Below are 17,435 nucleotides of genomic sequence, written 5' to 3' on the forward strand. Positions count from 1 at the left end.
ATGTCATACGGAATGAAGGTGACTTGCTTCCAACGTGATCGCGTTCCGTTGTTCCCTCTTCCCGTGTGGGAGAGGGAGGGAGGAGCGAAGCGACGGAAGGGTGAGGGGGCCACCGGGCGACTCTGAATGAAGAGGAATCACTTGAATCCCGTAACAGAAGCAGAGGGCCTGACGCTGCATCTGGTGCGTCACGCTCCCACCCTCCCGAACGCGCAGCGCCGCTACCCGCGCCCGCACGAGGACGCGCCCCTGACAGACGCCGGGGCGGCGCTGGCCCGCCGCCTCGACCTGCCCCGGAGCGCGCGGGCGTTCACGTCCCCGCTGGGCCGCGCCCGGCAGACCGCGCGACTGGCCGGATTCCCCGGTGCCCTCCCCCACCCGGCGCTGGCCGAGGCAAGTTTTGGCGTGATGGCCGGGCACACCTGGGCCGAACTGGAAGCCGCGCACGGCGACGCGCCCCACGCCTGGATCGAGGCGCTGGCCGACCCCGCCAGTCCCCACGGTCCCCCCGGCGGCGACACCGGGCAGGGCTTTCACGCCCGCGTGCAGGGGTGGCTGGATACCCTCCCGGCGGGCGAGGTCGTGGCCTTCACGCACGCCGGGCCGCTGCTGGCCGCGCTGCGCCTGACCGTGAACCTCGCGGCGGTCGCCGCGCCGCCCGGTACGGTCGCCACCCTGCGCCGCGAAGCCGGACACTGGTGGCTGACCGCGCTGCGGCCGCCCGCCTGAACGGGCAGAATGCCCGCTGATGCTTCCTGACCTGACGGCCCTCCTGACCGCCATCCAGCCTGCCGACGCCGCCGCGATGGACCGGGCGCGGGCGCGGCAGGCGCAGCTGACGAAACCCGCCGGGGCGCTGGGGGATCTGGAGGACCTGTCGGTGCGGCTGGCGGGCGTGCTGGGCAGCGAGCGGCCCGACCCGCGCGGCGTGGCGGTGATCGTGGCGGCGGGCGATCATGGGGTAGCGCGCGTGGGCGTGAGTGCGTACCCGCCCGAGGTGACCCCGGCGATGGTCGCGAACTTCCTGGCGGACACCCCGGCGGGGCCGGGCGGCGCGGCGGTGAACGCGCTGGCGCGGGCGGTGGGCGCGCGGGTGTACGTGATGGACGCCGGGGTGAACGCGGAGCTGCCCGAGCATCCGGCGCTGGTCCGGGCGGCCCTGCGGCGGGGCACGCATGACCTGAGCGTGCAGGCGGCCATGAGCGTGGACGAGGCGCAGGCGCTGATCCTCTCAGGCGCGGCGCTGGCCCGCCGGGCGATCGAGGACGGCGCGGATGTCCTGATTCCCGGTGAGATGGGCATCGGGAACACCACCCCGGCGGCGGCCATCACGGCGCGGCTGCTGGGCCTGGACGCGGCACGGGTGACGGGGCGCGGCACGGGCGTGGACGACGCGCGGCTGGCGCACAAGGTCGCCGTGATCCGCACGGCGCTGGAGCGCACGCCCGCCACCGACCCGCTGGAGGTGCTCGCCGAGTTCGGCGGCTTCGAGATCGCGGCGATGCTGGGCGTGATGCTCCAGGCGGCGGCCAGCCACCGGGGGGTGATTCTCGACGGGTTCGTGGAGGGCAGCGCGGCGCTGGTGGGGGCCGCGCTGGCGCCGCACCTGCGCGACTTCCTGTTTCCCGCCGGGGAGTGCGCCGAGATCGGGCACGCGGCGCAACTGGCGCACCTGGGCCTGAAGCCCATGTTCCACCTGAACCTGCGCCTGGGCGAGGGCACGGGCGGCGTGCTGGCCGCGCCGATCCTGCTGGGCGCGGCCGCCACCCTGCGCGAGATGCGCACCTTCGCCGAGGCCGGGGTGCCGGGCGCCTGAGGGCCGCCGGCGGGGGCTAGGCAGCCGCACCTGACCTGCGGTTCAATGGTTCATGAAGACCTTGAAGACGTGGGCGTGCGCGGCGCTCCTGCTGGCCTCGGCGGCCGGGGCTCAGGCCCTGCCGAAGGCCGCGCGGGAGCGGATCATCCAGGCGACCGTGATGCTGCTGCCCACCGACGCGAACGGCGACCTGGACGGCTCGCGCGGGTCGGGCAGCGTCATCAGTCCGCAGGGGTACATCCTCACGAACTACCACGTGGTCGGGGACCCGGACACCCGGCAGCTCTCGCCGTGGATTCAGGTGCGCGTCGTGCAGTTCGCCGACCGGGAACCGGAATTCACGTACTGGGGCAAGGTGGTCGCCGCCGACCCGAACCTCGACCTGGCCATCGTGCAGATCGTGGAAGACCGCAACGAGAAACCGGTCGGGACGCTGAACCTGCCGTTCGTGGAGGTCGGGGATTCGAACGCGCTGAGCATCGGCGATGACGTGTTCGTGTTCGGCTTCCAGGGGACGGGTGGGATGACGCTGTCGTTCTCGCGCGGGTCGGTGGGCGGCTTCACCGGGGAGGACCTGAGCAGCAGCGGGCGGCAGTGGGTCAAGCACGACGCGCAGACCGGCCCGGGCAACTCGGGCGGCGGGGTGTTCGACGACAGTGGCGTGCTCGTCGGGGTGCACTCGGCGGGCGTGGCGGGGGATCACAACTCGCGCACGTCGTTCATGCGGCCGCTGGCGCTGGCGTGGGGGCTGATCACGCCGAACGTCACCGGGTTCGTGGTGCGCAAGGGGGGCGGCGCGGCCGTCACGCCGAGCACGAACGTCAGCGCCGGATCGGGCGGCGGCGCGTGGCCCCCGGCGCTGGCGACCGGGCGGGCAGGCGTGACCGGCACGGTGCGCGTCACGGGCGGCGTGGCGGCAGGCACCTGGACGACCGACTTCACGGAAGTCACCGACGACGGCGGTCTGAAAGGCCGCGCCCGCAGCGGCAGCCGGGACCAGACCGCCTTTTTCTATTACGACGAGGACAACAACGAGGTCTGGGTGGAGTGGACGCCCGACGGCAAGGCGTACAGCAGCTGCGTGGTGGAACCCGGCGGCGTGAAGGCCGGCAGCGCCGACTGGACGGGCAACCTGTACAGCTTCACGGGCCTGGACTCGAAGGGCACGCGCACCGGGGACTGCGTGGTCAGCCTCAGGGCCCGGGCGGCCGGGACGAGCAGCGGCCCCGTGGCCAGGACGCCGGCGGCCTCCGCCGGTCTGGGCCTGCCGGCACTGGCCGCCGGGCAGACCTGGACCGTCACGTTCTCCCAGGGTGGGGCGTACAGCGTGACGCTGGGCGCCAGGGACAGCGACGGCGACTATCCCGGCACGGCTGCCCAGAGTGGAAAGACAGGCGACGCGCTGTTCACGCTGGACGGCGACTCGCTGCTGATGATCGTGGGCCGGGCGGACAAGACCTTCCTGACCTGCACGGTGGACCGGACGCTGCGCGGGAGTGCCCGGGCCTACCAGAACAGCAAGGATGCCGGGGTGGCGGCCGGGACCTGCGCGCTGGGCAGTGGCGGGGCGGGCAGCGCCAGTCCCGGAGCGGCCCTGAAGTGGCCCCTGACCCTGAAGGTCGGGCAGCGCTGGGACGTGGTCTTCCCGGGCGTGGGGACCTTCACGGTCAACCTGACCGAACCGGACGAGGAGAGCGGCTTTGACGGCACCGCCACGCGCGGCAGCGAGAAGGGCAGCGTGCTGATGGACGCCGATGCGGACGGGCTGCTGCTGATCGTGCAGCGCGCCGACCAGACCTTCCTGATCTGCAGCACCGGGAAGAGTGGGTTGAGCGGCGCTGCGGTGCAGGGCGACGCGACCAGTCACCGCGACAGCAAGGACAAGGGCACCGGGCTGGGCCGCTGCACCGTCACGCCCCGCTGACCGGTTCAGGCAGCAGTCGGCGCAGGTGCCACAGGTGCGCGCCCGCCCACTCGCGCCGGTCCTCGACCGCGCCCTGGATCCCGTCGAAGTAGCCCAGGGCGCGGTACACCTCCCCGGCCAGCGTGGCGTCGGCGTGCAGGGCGCGCAGGTCGTCCAGCGGGGCAAGGTCCGTCCACTCGCGCAGGTACGCGTCGCGCGCAGCGTCCAGCACGGCCGGCTCAGTGCCGTCCGGGCAGAGGTAGGCGGGATTCGCGTCCAGGAACGGGTGGGTGAGGCTGGCGTCCGACCAGTCGAGCAGCGTCACCTGTTGCCCGCGCGTGGTGACGTTCCCCCCGTGCAGGTCCCCATGCCCGAGGGTGAGGGGGATCGGGCCGACGCGCAGCCGTTCCAGCGCAGCTTCCAGCGCGGGGCGGCGGGCGCGCAGCGCGGCGGCCTCGTCGGGGGTCAGGGCGTCCGCGTGCGGGCCGCGCTCGTCCGCGTGCAGGCTCGCGTCACTGAACAGGGCGTCCAGCTGGGCCAGCAGGTACGCCGGGCCACGGTCGCGCAGATTCAGCTCTGGCAGCAGGGGCCGGGCCGCGCGCTGCACCTGCGCCAGCTGCCGCAGGACCGCAGCGGGGTCGCCCCCGGCCTCGCCGCAGCCGTCCAGCAGCAGGAAACCGCGCCGCTCGTCGCCCGCCAGGACGGGCGGGGCCGCGCCGGGCACCTCGGCGGCCAGCCGGGCGGTGACGATCACCTCCCGCCCGAAGAACTCCGGGACGGCCTTGAAGTACACGTCCCCGCCGGACGTGGGAACGCGCCACAGCAGGCTGATCTGCCAGTGTTTCAGCACGACCGGCTCGCCCAGGCGCGGGCGGCCCTGCGCGGCGAGTTCCTCGTCCAGCCACGCCAGCGCCGCCGCGTGCCAGTGCGGCCCGAACCACGGCGTGCGGGTGGGGGCCCGCGCGGCGTCCGCCAGTTCGCGCAGCTCGTCCGGGACGGGCGCCGTGTCCGGCAGCTCCGGGGTGAACAGCTGCCACGCACAGGTGGTGCGGGTCACGCCGTCCTCACCCACGCCGCGCCGGGCGAAGGCCAGCCGCCGCCCCAGCCAGCCGTCCACGCCCGCCGCCCGGGCCGCCTCCAGCACGTGCTCGCCGTAGTACACAGGCGTATCCACGGTCAGGGTCCGGCAGGCCACCTCCGCGCCGCCGGGCCGCGTGAGCAGGAGGTGCAGGGTCGTCTCGCGCCGCACGGGGTCACTCATGGGCGCAGCCTCGCATGCTCAGGCCCGCGCCGGCATCCGCCAGGTGACGCAGCGGCCCGGGCCCGGCGCCGGTATCGCACCACGAGCCGCGTCCACGGTGCGCCTGCGCGGCCCATCGAGGCGGGAACTTATACCTTCGCCCCGTCAGGCGGCCCGTGACGCCGTACCCGGGATCGTGAGCGGGCGCGCCCCCCGGCGGCCACCGGTGCCCGAGAATGCGGCTCGTGAGTGACCGGGAACTGAATTTCGCGCGGGAGATCATGGGCAGCCGTTCCTACCGGGACGTGCCGGACGCCGAGGTGCTCGCGGAGGCCGAGCGCCTGCTGGACGGCTGGATGAGCGGCGAGCTGCGCATGGAACGCCCCAAGATCTACGACCATTACGCGCTGCTGCTGCTGGCCCTGACCCGGCAGGTGCGCGCGCTGGAGGCGCGCGTGAGCGAACTGGAAGCCGCGCGGGGGCCGCAGTGACCGTGCAGGTGAAGGTGTGCGGCACGACCAGCGTGCGCGACGCGGTCCTGAGTGCCGAGGCGGGCGCGGACGCCCTGGGCTTCATCTTCGCGCCGGTCAGCAAGCGGCTGGTGACCCCGCAGGTGGCGCGCGAGGCGGGCCTGAGCGTGGGGCCCAGCGTGGCCCGCGTGGGCGTCTTTCTGAACCAGGGCCTGGACGAGGTGCTGCGCACCGCCGAGGCCGCGCGGGTGAGTGCCGTGCAGCTGCACGGGCCCGCGTCAGGTCTTTACGTAACTGCGGTCGCCGCGTATTATCCCGTTCTGCGTGTCGTGCGCCCCGCCGATCTGGCGGCGGAAGCGGACATGTGGCACGGGCACCAGGGCGTCACGCTGATGCTGGACGCGCCCGAACCCGGCGGCGGGATTCCGCTCGACTGGGACGCGCTACGCTCCCTCTTCCCGCACGGGGCGTGGCTGGCCGGAGGTCTGGGCGCGGGGAACGTGGCGGCCGCCATGACGGCCCTGAACCCCGCCGGGGTGGACGCCGTGAGCCGCCTGGAATCAGGGCCCGGCGTGAAGGACCCGGCGGCCGTGCGGGCTTTCGTTCAGGAAGCGCGCCGCGCGGCCCAGAGTTATCCACAGTGAAACGGCGACCTGTGGATAACTCCGCCCACTGTGGAAGAGTTCCACACCGGGCCTGAAAAGCGTGTTTCACACGAACAAATAACCGACCCGGCCGGGTCGCGCCCGTTCCCTTATCCACAGGCTGTCCACAGCGCCTGTGGATAAACCTGTGGATAACCTGAGCCCACGGGGTGGCGATCCTCTCCTGCACGCGCCCGCAGCGGGCCGCCTCTCACATTGAACGGTTGCAGGGGGCACTCTAGCAGCGACGGCCCCCACCCGGTCAAGCGCCCGGCAGGGGGGCAGGTAACCCGAACCAGCCCGAAAGGACCTGACCGGCCTGCACCACGTTGCCCGGCTGCCCCAGGTCCACCCCGGCCCCCGCGAACGGCACGCGCGCCAGCGTATGCCCCTTCGTGCGCAGGTCCTCCAGGTTCCCGTGATCGCTGCTGACCACCACCCGCGCCCCCGCGCCCAGCAGGCCCAACAGCAGCGCGTCCACCCGCCGCAGGTACGACCGCCCGGCGGCCAGGGCGTCCCCCGGCACGTCCGGCGCGCCCGCGTGACCCAGCAAGTCACTGAACCACAGGTCCAGCGCCAGCAGGTCGACTTCAGTCGCCGTGCGGGCCAGCGCCGCCCCGTGCCGGGCCAGGGCGTCCAGCGCCGCCCCCTCCTCCATCCCAGCCCAGGGCCGCGCGTACGGCAGGCCCAGCGTCGCGCCCAGCAGCGGCACCCCCGGCGGATTCAGCGGCAGCCCCGCCGCGCGGAACGCGAACGGAAAGCAGCCCATGCGGTTGCGGCGCCCCGCCCCCGATTCCAGCGCGTGAAAGTACGCGGGAACGTACTCGTTCCCCAGCGCCACGCGCGCCCCCGCCCGCGCCAGCCGCACCGGCAGCGCCTCGGCCTGAAGCAGCCGCTGCAGGGTCGGGCCCGGATGCGGCCCGAAATGCTCCCCCATCACGCGCACCGCGTCCCGCCCCGTCAGCCAGCACGCCTGCCCCGTCCCTGACTGCGGCAGGCCCGGCACGCCCAGCGTCGCGTCCAGGCAGCGGCCCGCGTCCACCAGCGGGCGCAGGGTGCCCAGCGGCTGATCCCAGACACTCCCGTCCGGCGCGTCCTGCGGGTGCCCCACGCCGTCCAGCGCCAGCCACACGATCCCGCTCAAAGCGTCCTCACGGGCCCAGGATACGCCCGCATACCCTTGACCGATCCTGCATACCGCGCTATATTTGTTGACATCACCGCCCGAGAGGCGGCTTTTTTATTGTCTGCCTCGCCTGCGCCGGATGGCGGATGCCGCAGTCCCCGGCGACCCGCTAGCGTACGGGCATGACCCGTGACCTGCTCCCCGGAACGCGCGTGGCGCTGCATGTGCCCCTGCCCGGGCTGGCACAGGGCACGTGGGGCGTCGTGACCGGTGGCGCAGGGAGCGTGTACGACGTGGATTTTGCCGGGGTGGTGCACGCCGTGAACCGCGTGCACCTGAAGGTCGCCCGCGCGGACGCCGAGGCCCTTCCGGCCTCGCAGGAGGACCTACGCCCCTTCGTGCAGTACGCGTGCGTGATGGGCAGCCGCGCCTTCGGGCTGGAGACGGACGCGTCGGACACGGACGTGCGGGGCTTCTACCTGCCGCCCGCGCGGCGGCACTGGAGCCTCGCAGGTGTGCCCGAGCAGCTGGAGTTCGAGTCGCCGGGCCGCGAGGAGGTGTACTGGGAGGCCGGGAAGTTCGCGCGGCTGGCCCTGCGGGCGAACCCAAACGTGCTGGAGGTGCTGGCCTCGCCGCTGCCGCTGACGGTCACGCCGGTCGCGGCGGCGCTGCTGGACATCCGGCACGCGTTCCTGAGTCGCCTGATCGTCACGACGTACGGGGAGTACGTCCGGGCGCAGCTGCGCCGCCTGGAGAACGAGCGGCGCACGCACGGCGAGGTGCGCCTGAAGCACCTCGTGCACCTGCTGCGCCTCCTGATCAGCGGCGCGCACGCCCTGCGGACCGGGGAGGTCCTCGTGGACGTCACCCCGCACCGCGACGCCCTGCTGGCCATCAAGCGCGGCGAGACGACCTGGGCCGAGGCGGACGCGTGGCGACAGGCACTCCAGGCCGACTTCGAGCACGCCGCCGCCCATACCCGCCTGCCCGAACGGCCCGATGCGGCGCGGGTCGAGGCGTGGCTGCTGGACGCCCGCCGCGCCGCGCTCGACTGGTAGGCCGCCGCCCGGTGGCTCCGCCATCCGGCTCAGCGGGTGGTGCGCAGCTGGCCGATGCGGGGACGTTCAGGGGGCGGCTAGGCTGCCGGGCGGTGATGCTGCGTGAGAGTCAAGTACCCGTCCACCCCCCACCTGCCCTGGTCGCCCGGGCTTCAGAACGATGACCGACGCATTCCGTCCCTGAGGGGCTTGGAGGGACAGGAGGTGGTCGTCACCGAGAAGCTCGACGGCGAGAACACCAGCCTGTACCGCGCGGACCTGCATGCGCGCAGCCTGGACACGCGGCCTCACCCGTCGCGCACGTGGGTGAAAGCCGAGCGGGGCCGCTTCGGGCATGAGATTCCGCCCGGCTGGCGCCTGTGCGGAGAGAACGTGTTCGCGGTGCACAGCCTGCGGTACGAGGCGCTGGCCGGGTACTTCTACCTGTTCAGTGTCTGGGATGACCGGAACGTGTCGCGCCCGTGGGATGAGGTGAGGGACTGGGCGGCGCGGCTGGGGGTGCCCACCCCGCGTGAACTGTACCGGGGCGTGTGGGACGAGGCGGCCCTGCGGGCGCTGACGGTAGACACGGCGCGGATGGAAGGTTACGTGGTACGCGTGACGGGCGAGATTGGGTACGCGCAGTTCGGGCGGCGCGTAGCGAAGTGGGTGCGGGCCGGACACGTGCAGACTGATGAGCACTGGCTGAGCCGCCCGGTGGAACGCAACGGGCTGCGGGACGACCCGGCATGAGGGGGCCAGGTGGGGTGGGTGCGCTCCTCGCACAGCTGAAGGCCGGAGAGGACGTCTCGTTCGAGGCGATCAGCGGCGAGCTGACGTCGTTCGTGCCGCTGCTGGCCCAGCTGCCGGAGACGCGGCAGGACGCGCAGTGGCACGCGGAGGGCAGTGTCGCGGCGCACTCGGCGCTGGTCGTTCGCTGGGCGCATGAACTGGCGGACGGGGCGGGCCTGCGGGGTGAGCAGCGGGCGGCGCTGATCCTGGCGGCGGCGCTGCATGACGTGGGGAAGGCCCTGACGACCCGGGACGTGCCGGACGAGGAAGGCGTGGTGCGGGTGCGTTCGCCGCAGCACGCGCGGCGCGGGCGGGACGCCCTGTCGTTCCGGCTGCTGGATTCTGGACTGCCGCCCAGCCTGATCCGGACCGTACTGGCGCTGGTCGCGGCGCATCACAGCCTGCACCGCGCGCTCGACGGGAACCTGGACCGCGGGGTGACCGCGCTGGCGCGCCGCGCGCCGCTGCCCCTGCTGACGCTGCTGGCCCGCGCAGACGCCCGGGGGCGGGTGGTGCGCGGCGCGGACGCCCGGGTGGGCGAGGACACCGCCGACCTGCTGGAACTCGCCGCGCATGAACTGGACGTCTGGGACGCGCCGGAGCCACTGGCGGACTTCCGGGCGCAGGTGCGCTCCCTGCTGCCCGGCGCGGAGGACGACCTGCTGGCCCTGGCGCTGGGGCGCGGCGTGGCCGACTGGGAAGCGGGCGTGATCCACACGCCGCACGAGGCGGCGCAGCGCGTCCAGGCTGCCGCCCGGCAGGGATTTCCGCGCCTGACGGTGCTGTGCGGCCCGTCCGGCAGCGGCAAGAGCACCCTGGCCGCCCAGCTGAGCGGGGCGCGGGTGATCAGCCTGGACGCGCTGCGCGCGCAACTGGGGCGCGGCCCGGCCGATCAGCGGGCGGCGGACCAGCGGGTGAACGGGCAGGTCCTGCAGGCGGCCCGGGAAGCGCTGCGGGAAGGACTGCGGCGCCGCGAGCATGTCGTGTGGGATGCCACCAGCCTGCGGCGGGATCAGCGGGCGCAGGTGCTCGGGCTGGGACATGATTACGGAGCGCTGACGCGCCTGTGGGTGGCGTGGACGCCGCCGGGCGTCGCCGCTCAGCGCAATGCCGCGCGGGCGCGCGTGGTGCCGGGCGCGGTCCTGGCCGACCAGCTGCGGATGCTGGAATTCCCGGATCTCGGCGAGGCGCACGAGGTCACGCTGCATCCCCCTGGAGGTGACGTATGGACGCTGGACTCTCCTTTCCCCCTCAGCTGACCCAGTACGTGCGGGGGCACGCCTTCCCGCTGGTGTTCGCGACGGTCAGTGGGGCGCACCTGTACGGCTTTCCGAGTGCGGACAGCGACTGGGACCTGCGGGGCGTGCATGTGCTGCCGCTGGCGCAGGTGCTGGGGCTCAGGGAGGGGCCGGGCACGTGGTCCCTGGAGCGGGATGACGGGGTGGTCGAGCTCGATCTGGTGACGCATGACGCCCACAAGTTCGCGGGGCTGCTGCTGAAGCGGAACGGGTACGTGCTGGAGCAGCTGCTGTCGCCGCTGGTGGTGCACTCGTCGGCGGCGCACGCGGCGCTGGTGGCCCTGGCGCCGGGGGTGCTGACTCGGCATCACGCTGGGCATTACCTGGGGTTCACGGTGAACCAGTGGCGGCTGCTGGAGAAGGAGGCTGCCACGCCACAGGGCCCGCGCGTGAAGCCGCTGCTGTACGCGTTCCGCACGGTGCTGACCGGGCTGCACCTGCTGCGCACCGGTCAGATGGAGGCGAACCTGGGCGTGCTGAACACTGGGGCGCGGCTGCCGTTTCTGGAGGATCTGATGGCCCTCAAGCGGTCGGGGCGTGAGGCGGAGCCCCTGCCGGAGCCGCTGGAGGTGTACCGCGCGGCGCACCGGCAGCTGCTCGCGGCGCTGGAGGCCGCGCCCCTCTCGACCCGGCTGCCGGACGCCGTGCCGGACGCGGCGCAGCGGGCGGTGAGCGACTGGGTGGTGCAGGTGCGGCTGGGTGCCCTTCCGCTCACTGCGCGCTGAAGGGGGTGGTGCGGGTCAGGATCACCTCGCCCTGCCGGTTGTGCACGGACAGGGTCAGGGCGTGCGGGCCGGGGGTGAGGTCGGCGGGCAGCGTGAAGGCGTGCGGCAGGGTCTGCCCGACCGGGACGGGCTGCCCGTCGAGGGTGAGGGTCACGCGGGCGGGCGTGTCCACCGTCCTGATCCAGAGGTTCCCGCTGTGGGGCGCGCCGTTGCTGACCGTGGTGGGGAGCGCGCGTGGGGTGAGGGTGGCGCCTGCGCCGGGCCGCGTGAGGAACGCCGGGTACGTGAGGAGTTCGCGGAACGCGGCGAGTTTCTCGGGGCTGCCGAGCAGGCGGTAGTCGTTGCGGCGCGTGACGGGGCGGGGCTGCACGTAGGGGCTGGTGAGCATGTTCAGGTCCAGCCAGTTGATGTTCTTCACGCGGGGGTACTTCAGCGCGGCGCCCCAGTAGGCTTCGCGGAGTTTCGCGGCGGCGAACGCGGCGTACCCGGTGGCGGGCTGCGCGCCGCTGCGGCTGGAGGACGCGAATTCGCTGATCTGGATGGGGTGCGCGCAGGCGTAGCGGCGGTAGATGACGTCCAGCGCGTCCAGCGGGCTGTCGGTCAGGGCGCTGTCGCGGACGTTGCCGTTGCGGAAGGGCGCGGCGTAGACGCTCAGGCCCACCCAGTCCGCGGCGTCCGCGCCGGGGTAGTAGCGGTCAATGACGTCCAGGCGCGATCCCATCGGCATCCAGACCAGCGCGACGTTCGGCGCCAGCCTCGCCATCACGTCGTGCACGAGGCGGAATGTGGCGCGGTACAGCGCGGGGTCGCGGCTCCACTCGTTGGCGGGGTCGTTGAACTCTCCGGCGAAGCGCAGGTAGATGGGCGCCCCGGAGGCGCGGGCGGCCTTCGCGAAGGGCGTCAGGGTCTGCTCGGTGATCTGCCGCAGCGGCAGGCCCGGTTCCAGCGCGATGTGCACGGCCATCCCCGCCTGCCGCGCCGCGCGCACCCAGCGGGCCGGGAAGGTCTCGCCGCGGCCGGGGGCGCGCAGCGTGAAGTACCGGAAACTCACGGCCAGCGGGCCGCCCAGTCCGGGCTCGGCGCGCAGCTGTCCGGTGGGGGTCAGGGCCTGCTCGTCGGCGTAGCGGCCCAGCAGGATGCCGGCGGTGGGTTCCAGCCGGGCGGGCCGGGGGGCGCAGCCGGGCGCGGGTTCGGGGCTGAAGGGGGTGGGGGCCAGCAGGAACGCCTGCCCCTCCTGCCGGTAGCGGGCGGCGATCAGGTCGGTGGCGCGGGCGGTGTTCAGGTCGCCGCGCGCGCGGGCGAGGTTCGCGGCCTGGGTGTAGGCCTGCACCGCGCCGTCGTAGTCGCGCAACTGCACGCGGGTGTCGGCCAGGGCGCGCCAGTTCGCGGCGGTGGGGTTCAGGGTGGTCGCCTGGAGGTACGCGGCGTGCGCGGCCGTCCACTGTCCCGCGCGGGCCTGCGCGCGGGCCTGGGTGTACCACTGGTCGGCGCTGCGGGGCGAGGTGGTGGCCGTGCTCAGCGAGCCGATCAGGAGGGGAAGCAGGAGGGCGGCGCGGCGCATCGCGCGCATGGTACGGGCCGGGGGGCAGATGAAGCTGCGGTGAAGCTCGCACGATCAGCTGCCGGTCAGCTTGCCGGCGCGGGCCACGTCCCTGGAACGGCCGGAAGCGGCTGTGCGAGGTTTCAGGCTGTGCGAGGATACGGGGCGTGACCCTGACCGCCGCTCCCGACGTGATCGAGCTGCCCGCACTGGCGCTGGTGCTCCTCGCGGGCGTGCCGGGCGCAGGCCGGGGGGCGTTCGCGGCGCGGCACTTCACGCCGGACGAGGTGTTCGACGCGCGGGCGTTCCCGGACGCGGACGCCCTGCGCGTGGCGGTCGCGGCGCGGCTGGCGGCGGGGGAACTGGCGGTGGTGATCGCCCCGGCAATCCGGCCCCTGGAGCGGGCGCGCTGGTCGGCCCTGGCCCGCGAGCACGACGTGAAGGCGGTCGCGGTGCTGCTCGACGAGGACCGCGCCGTGCTGGAGGCCCACGCCGGGTGCACCCTGAGCCGCGAGGAGCTGATCGCGCAGGTCTCGGAACTGCGGCGCACGGCGGGTGGCCTGCGCGCCGAGGGGTTCCGGCAGGCGTGGCACCTGCGTGGCGCGCAGATCGGGCGGGTGGGCGTGCGGCGCGTGCCGCTGCGGGTGGACCGCCGGGACCTGAGCGGGCCGTTCGACCTGATCGGGGACGTGCACGGCTGCCTGGAGGAACTGCGCGACCTGCTGACCCGCCTGGGCTACCGGATGACTGGCGATTCGGTGACGCCCCCGGCGGGCCGCACGGCGGTGTTCCTGGGGGACCTGACCGACCGGGGGCCGGACAGCGCGGGTGTGCTGCGGCTGGTGATGGGCATGGTGGCGTCGGGCGCGGCGCTGTGCGTGACCGGCAACCACGACGAGAAACTCCTGCGGGCGCTGAGCGGCAAGGCGGTGAAGGCGCTGCACGGGCTGGACGTGACCCTCGCGCAGCTGGAGGCCGCCGGGCCCGCGTTCCAGGCGCAGGTGCAGGCGTTCCTGGAGGGGCTCCCGGCGCACCTCGTGCTCGACGGTGGGCGGCTGATCGCGGCGCACGGGGGTCTCCCGGCGCACCTGCACGGACGCGGGAGTGGCCGCGCGCGGAGTTTCGCGCTGTACGGCGACACGACTGGCGAACGCGACGAGCTGGGCATGCCGGTCCGGCGCGACTGGGCGGCCGGGTACGCGGGCGCGCCGCTGGTCGCGTACGGGCACACGCCGCACGCCGCGCCGCGCTGGGTGGGGAACACCGTGAACCTCGACACCGGCTGCGCGTTCGGCGGGGCCCTGACTGCGCTGCGCTACCCCGAGCGGGAGACGCTCAGCGTTCCGGCCCGCGCCGCATACGCGCCGCCGCCGCGTCCGCTCCCGCCAGGGCGGCCGCAGGAGTAGGTTTCGCGGGCCACTGGGCCAGCAGCGCCCCGGCGAGGATCAGTACGCCGCCCAGCGCCGCCCCGGGGCCGGGTTGCTCGCGCAGGATGACGGCCGCCAGCGCCACCGTGACCAGGGGCTCCAGGGTGCCCAGCAGGCTGGCGCGCGTGGCGCCCAGCGCCCGGATCGCGCCGTACAGGGCGGGCACCGCGACGATGGTGGGCAGCAGCGCCAGCGCCAGGATCGGCCCCCACTGCGCCGCGCCGACCGGGACGTGCAGCGTGCCCTGCGCGGCGGCCAGCGCGGCGAACACCACCCCGCTGACGAGCGCCATGTGGGCCGTGGCGGCCAGGGCGCTCACGCCGCCCAGCAGCCGCTCGCTGGCGACCAGATACCCGGCGTACAGCGCGCCTGCGCCCGCCGCGAAGCCCAGGCCGGCGGCGTCCCGGTCGGCGGCGGACGGCAGGCCCACCACCAGCGCCAGCCCCGCGCCCGCCAGCGCCACCGCGCCCAGCTGCGTGCGGCGCGGCGCGCGGCCCAGGCCCCAGGACAGCAGGATCACGAATGCCGGGGCGAGGTACAGCAGCAGCGACGTCGCGCCCGCCGACACCCGCTCTAGCGCCCCGAAGTAACAGGTGGTCGCCAGGGTGTACAGCAGGCCCACGCCCAGCATCCGCGCCCGCTGCGCGCCCGTGATCCCGCGCGAACTGACCGGCAGCAGCAGCGCCGCCACGATCAGGAACCGCCAGCCCAGCGTCGTGAAGGACGCCAGCCCCGCCTGCCCGGCCAGTTTTCCCCAGATGCCCAGCGTCCCGAACGCCACGGCGGACGTCACGCCCAGCAACACGCCCCTGCGCACCTCTCCACCCGCCGCCCCGGTCATCCGCCTGAGGGTACTGCCTCACCGTTGCCCGGGCACGGGTCGCGCTAGCCTGAGGCACGTGACGCCACCCGCCGCCCCCTCTCTGGAATCCTGGCTGGTGGTCGTGAATCTGCCCATCGGACCGTGCGATTTCGCTCCGCCGCACGGCTGGGCGGGCGCCGCGCCGCTGGGCTGCCGGGTGCTCGTGCCGTGGCGCGGCGCGCTGGAGGTCGGACTGGTCGTGGGCGGCGGCGACGGGCGCGGCGGGCACCGCCTGCGGGAGGCCGTGCACGTCCTGGACGAGCCGGGGCGGCCCTGGGTGACCCCGGCGACCGTGACGGGCGTGCAGGGCTGGGCGGCGGACGCCCGCATTCCCGCCGGGCTGATCTGGGGCGACCTGCTGGGCGTGGGCTGGCAGGCCGAGGTGACCCACATGGTGCGCGCGGTGGAGGGCGCGGACCTGAGCATGTTCGCGCGCCGCCCGCCCACCGAACGCTGGACGGACGCGGGCGCGTTCCCGGACGCACTGCTGGACGCCATCCGCGAGCAGGGCCTGCTGGAGGAACGCTTCACGCCCCGCCCCCGGATGCGCGGCGCGGTCGCCGCCCGCCCGCTCGACGAGGTGCCGTCCGCCAGCCGCACCGCGACGGTCCTGAGGGCCGTGACCCCGGCGCCGGCGGGCCTGACGGCCAAGCAGGCGCAGGCCGCCGCGTGGCTCTCAGCGCACGGTCCCTGCGACACGCTGAGTGCCTGGGCGAAGGGCGCGGGTGTCAGCAGCGGCGTGGTGACCGCGGCGCTGAACGCGGGCGGCGCCCAGTACACCCTGGTCGCTGCCCCCCCACCGCCCGCCTGGACATGGCTGCACGAGCACGGCCCGGTGGACACGTACGCCGCGTGGGCGAACAGCGCCTCGGCGGACGGGGTGCCGCTGACGCCCACGCAGGCGGGCACGCTGGCCCTACGCGGCTGGGCCGACACCATCGAGGTGCCCCAGCCCCCACCCCCCCTGCCGGAACCCTGGCCGCAACCCGACCCTGCCGGTGCGCCCGACCCGCTGCCGGAGGCGCCAGTGTGGCGGCTGCACGGGGGCCGCGCCCGCGCGCGCTTCGCGCTGCTCGCCCCGCGCGTCACGCGGCTGCTCACGCAGGGGCGGGGCGTGCTGGTCCTCGCGCCGGACCACGCGACGCTGCGCCGCGCCTGGGAGGGCCTCTCCGGCCTCGCTGCGCACGCGGGGACGGGGGCGGCGCAGCTGACCGGCACCCTGAATGAGGCGCAGCGAGCCCACACCTGGCAGCTCATCCGCACGGGCGAGGCCCGGCTCGTCATCGGCAGCGGGCACGCGCTGGCCGCCCCGCTGGACGACCTCGCGCTGATCATCGTGCTGGAGGAGGCCAGCGACGCGCACAAGCTCCTGAGTGGCAGCCGCGCCTTCCTGCCCGACCTCGCCACGCGCATCGCCGCCGCGCACGACGCCGCCCTGGCCCTGGTGGGCACCACGCCCGCCGCCGAGAGCGTGCCCCACCCCGGCGCTGTTCTCCCGCCACCACGCGCCCGCGTACACGTCGTGGACTACGCCAACCCTCCCGAGCAGCCCGAACTGGGGCCGCTGTCCAGCGTGCACCTGCGCCTCGGGGACCAGGGCTACCCCCTCAGCCACGACCTCGCCCGGGTGCTGCGGCAGGTGCAGGAACGCGGCCGTCAGGCGGCCCTGCTCGCGCCCCGGCGCGGGTACAGCGCCCTGCTGCGCTGCCCGGGCTGCGACCACACCCCGCAGTGCCGCAACTGCGACGTGCCGCTGCGCTTCCACCGCGAGGGCAGGCAGCTCACCTGCCACCAGTGCGGGTACCACCAGCCCATCCCCGAACGCTGCGACCAGTGCGGCGACCCCATGTGGCAGGCGCGCGGGCCCGGCACCGAATGGATCGCGCAGGAAGTGCAGAAACTCCTCCCCGGCTTCCCCGTCTACCGCCTCGACAAAGACCGCCAGGACGACCTGACGCCCCTGATGCGCGGCGAGAGTGGCGTGGTCATCGGCACGCAACTCCTGCTCTCGCACGAACCGCCACCCGACTTGGCCCTGATCGGCGTCACCCTGGCCGACACGTGGCTGAACGTCAGCGACTTCCGCGCCTCGGAGCGCTACCACCGCCTGCTGCGGCAGCTCGCCGAGTGGCACCCCACCCGCGCGCCCATGCTCCTCGTGCAGACCTTCCAGGCGGACCACCCCGCCCTGAAGGTCATGGTCGAAGGCCGCGACACCCTCGCGTACCCCGCCGCCGAGGAACGCGCCCGCGCCGCCCTGAACTACCCCCCCCACGCCCGCCTCGCGCAGATCGAGATCAGCGCCCGCGACCAGCACAAGGCCCAGGCCGCCGCGCAGGACCTCGCTGACGCCCTCCACGGCGCCGGCGCCACCGCCCACGAGGTCCTCGGCCCCGCGCCCAGCCCGGTCGCCCGCGTGCGCGGCGTGTACCCCTACCACCTCTTCCTGCGCGCCCGGAACGACACCCGCCTCGGCGAACTCCTGCGCATCCTCGACACCCGCACCTGGAAAGCGAAAATCAGAGTGGACGTGAACCCGAGGGGCGGGCTGTAAG

The 17,435-nt window shown here is 74.2% G+C and carries 15 protein-coding genes; 11 read left to right on the plus strand and 4 right to left on the minus strand.

The window, feature by feature from the left end:
• The first annotated feature begins 183 nt into the window (after positions 1-183).
• Genes AUC44_RS15760 through AUC44_RS15770 form a run of 3 tightly spaced genes read left to right on the plus strand, consistent with a single transcriptional unit; the run spans position 184 to position 3,740 of the window.
• Positions 184-729: a histidine phosphatase family protein gene (locus AUC44_RS15760; RefSeq protein ID WP_231724483.1), complete on the plus strand. Its 546-nt coding sequence runs from the start codon at positions 184-186 to the stop codon at positions 727-729.
• A gap of 19 nt (positions 730-748) precedes the next feature.
• Positions 749-1,816 (plus strand): nicotinate-nucleotide--dimethylbenzimidazole phosphoribosyltransferase, encoded by a 1,068-nt coding sequence (gene cobT / locus AUC44_RS15765; RefSeq protein WP_062159554.1) that lies wholly within the window; start codon positions 749-751, stop codon positions 1,814-1,816.
• 52 nt (positions 1,817-1,868) lie between these two features.
• Entirely contained in the window at positions 1,869-3,740 is a 1,872-nt protein-coding gene (locus AUC44_RS15770; protein ID WP_062159555.1) for a S1 family peptidase, read from the plus strand.
• Here AUC44_RS15770 and AUC44_RS15775 read toward each other — a convergent pair.
• Positions 3,727-4,980: an aminoglycoside phosphotransferase family protein gene (locus AUC44_RS15775; RefSeq protein ID WP_062159556.1), complete on the minus strand. Its 1,254-nt coding sequence runs from the start codon at positions 4,978-4,980 to the stop codon at positions 3,727-3,729. The genes AUC44_RS15770 and AUC44_RS15775 overlap by 14 nt on opposite strands.
• Positions 4,981-5,204: 224 nt before the next feature.
• On the opposite strand from AUC44_RS15775, the gene AUC44_RS15780 reads away from it, so the two are divergent.
• Together AUC44_RS15780 and AUC44_RS15785 are read left to right on the plus strand one after the other, a co-directional pair.
• Positions 5,205-5,450, plus strand: a complete 246-nt coding sequence (locus tag AUC44_RS15780) for a hypothetical protein (RefSeq protein ID WP_062159557.1) — start codon at positions 5,205-5,207, stop codon at positions 5,448-5,450.
• Between the two features lie 2 nt (positions 5,451-5,452).
• Positions 5,453-6,073, plus strand: a complete 621-nt coding sequence (locus tag AUC44_RS15785) for a phosphoribosylanthranilate isomerase (RefSeq protein WP_062159912.1) — start codon at positions 5,453-5,455, stop codon at positions 6,071-6,073.
• A 262-nt stretch (positions 6,074-6,335) separates the two neighbouring features.
• Here AUC44_RS15785 and AUC44_RS15790 read toward each other — a convergent pair whose 3' ends face one another.
• Positions 6,336-7,217, minus strand: a complete 882-nt coding sequence (locus tag AUC44_RS15790; protein WP_062159558.1) for a hypothetical protein — start codon at positions 7,215-7,217, stop codon at positions 6,336-6,338.
• A 164-nt stretch (positions 7,218-7,381) separates the two neighbouring features.
• On the opposite strand from AUC44_RS15790, the gene AUC44_RS15795 reads away from it, so the two are divergent.
• From AUC44_RS15795 to AUC44_RS15810, 4 genes are all read left to right on the plus strand, one after another.
• Positions 7,382-8,257 (plus strand): nucleotidyltransferase domain-containing protein, encoded by an 876-nt coding sequence (locus tag AUC44_RS15795; protein ID WP_062159559.1) that lies wholly within the window; start codon positions 7,382-7,384, stop codon positions 8,255-8,257.
• A gap of 189 nt (positions 8,258-8,446) precedes the next feature.
• A complete protein-coding gene (locus AUC44_RS15800; RefSeq protein ID WP_231724484.1) occupies positions 8,447-8,989 on the plus strand; it encodes an RNA ligase family protein in 543 nt (180 codons plus the stop codon).
• 14 nt (positions 8,990-9,003) lie between these two features.
• Positions 9,004-10,287: an AAA family ATPase gene (locus AUC44_RS15805; RefSeq protein WP_062159561.1), complete on the plus strand. Its 1,284-nt coding sequence runs from the start codon at positions 9,004-9,006 to the stop codon at positions 10,285-10,287.
• Positions 10,254-11,051: a nucleotidyltransferase domain-containing protein gene (locus tag AUC44_RS15810; protein ID WP_062159562.1), complete on the plus strand. Its 798-nt coding sequence runs from the start codon at positions 10,254-10,256 to the stop codon at positions 11,049-11,051. The genes AUC44_RS15805 and AUC44_RS15810 overlap by 34 nt, the downstream gene beginning before the upstream one ends.
• Here the strand turns inward: AUC44_RS15810 and AUC44_RS15815 are convergent.
• Entirely contained in the window at positions 11,038-12,612 is a 1,575-nt protein-coding gene (locus AUC44_RS15815; RefSeq protein WP_062159563.1) for a glycoside hydrolase family 26 protein, read from the minus strand. The genes AUC44_RS15810 and AUC44_RS15815 overlap by 14 nt on opposite strands.
• Before the next feature lie 146 nt (positions 12,613-12,758).
• Between AUC44_RS15815 and AUC44_RS15820 the strand changes: the two genes are divergently transcribed.
• A complete protein-coding gene (locus tag AUC44_RS15820; protein WP_231724485.1) occupies positions 12,759-13,997 on the plus strand; it encodes a metallophosphoesterase in 1,239 nt (412 codons plus the stop codon).
• Here AUC44_RS15820 and AUC44_RS15825 read toward each other — a convergent pair.
• Entirely contained in the window at positions 13,927-14,859 is a 933-nt protein-coding gene (locus AUC44_RS15825) for a DMT family transporter (RefSeq protein WP_082689102.1), read from the minus strand. The genes AUC44_RS15820 and AUC44_RS15825 overlap by 71 nt on opposite strands.
• Positions 14,860-14,917: 58 nt before the next feature.
• Here AUC44_RS15825 and priA point away from each other — a divergent pair, with 58 nt between their 5' ends.
• Positions 14,918-17,434, plus strand: coding sequence for a replication restart helicase PriA (priA, locus tag AUC44_RS15830; protein ID WP_062159565.1), 2,517 nt, complete (start codon positions 14,918-14,920; stop codon positions 17,432-17,434).
• Position 17,435: the final 1 nt, after the last annotated feature.

Origin of the sequence: Deinococcus actinosclerus (genome assembly GCF_001507665.1) — a bacterium.
In the GTDB taxonomy this organism is placed as follows: domain Bacteria; phylum Deinococcota; class Deinococci; order Deinococcales; family Deinococcaceae; genus Deinococcus; species Deinococcus actinosclerus.

Bases quoted from the DNA above. Each gene is read 5' to 3' on its own strand.
- cobT (WP_062159554.1), top strand. From the start codon at position 749: ATGCTTCCTGACCTGACGGCCCTCCTGACCGCCATCCAGCCTGCCGAC.
- AUC44_RS15770 (WP_062159555.1), top strand. From the start codon at position 1,869: ATGAAGACCTTGAAGACGTGGGCGTGCGCGGCGCTCCTGCTGGCCTCG.
- AUC44_RS15775 (WP_062159556.1), bottom strand. From the start codon at position 4,980: ATGAGTGACCCCGTGCGGCGCGAGACGACCCTGCACCTCCTGCTCACG.
- AUC44_RS15795 (WP_062159559.1), top strand. From the start codon at position 7,382: ATGACCCGTGACCTGCTCCCCGGAACGCGCGTGGCGCTGCATGTGCCC.
- AUC44_RS15810 (WP_062159562.1), top strand. From the start codon at position 10,254: ATGGACGCTGGACTCTCCTTTCCCCCTCAGCTGACCCAGTACGTGCGG.
- AUC44_RS15815 (WP_062159563.1), bottom strand. From the start codon at position 12,612: ATGCGCCGCGCCGCCCTCCTGCTTCCCCTCCTGATCGGCTCGCTGAGC.
- AUC44_RS15825 (WP_082689102.1), bottom strand. From the start codon at position 14,859: ATGACCGGGGCGGCGGGTGGAGAGGTGCGCAGGGGCGTGTTGCTGGGC.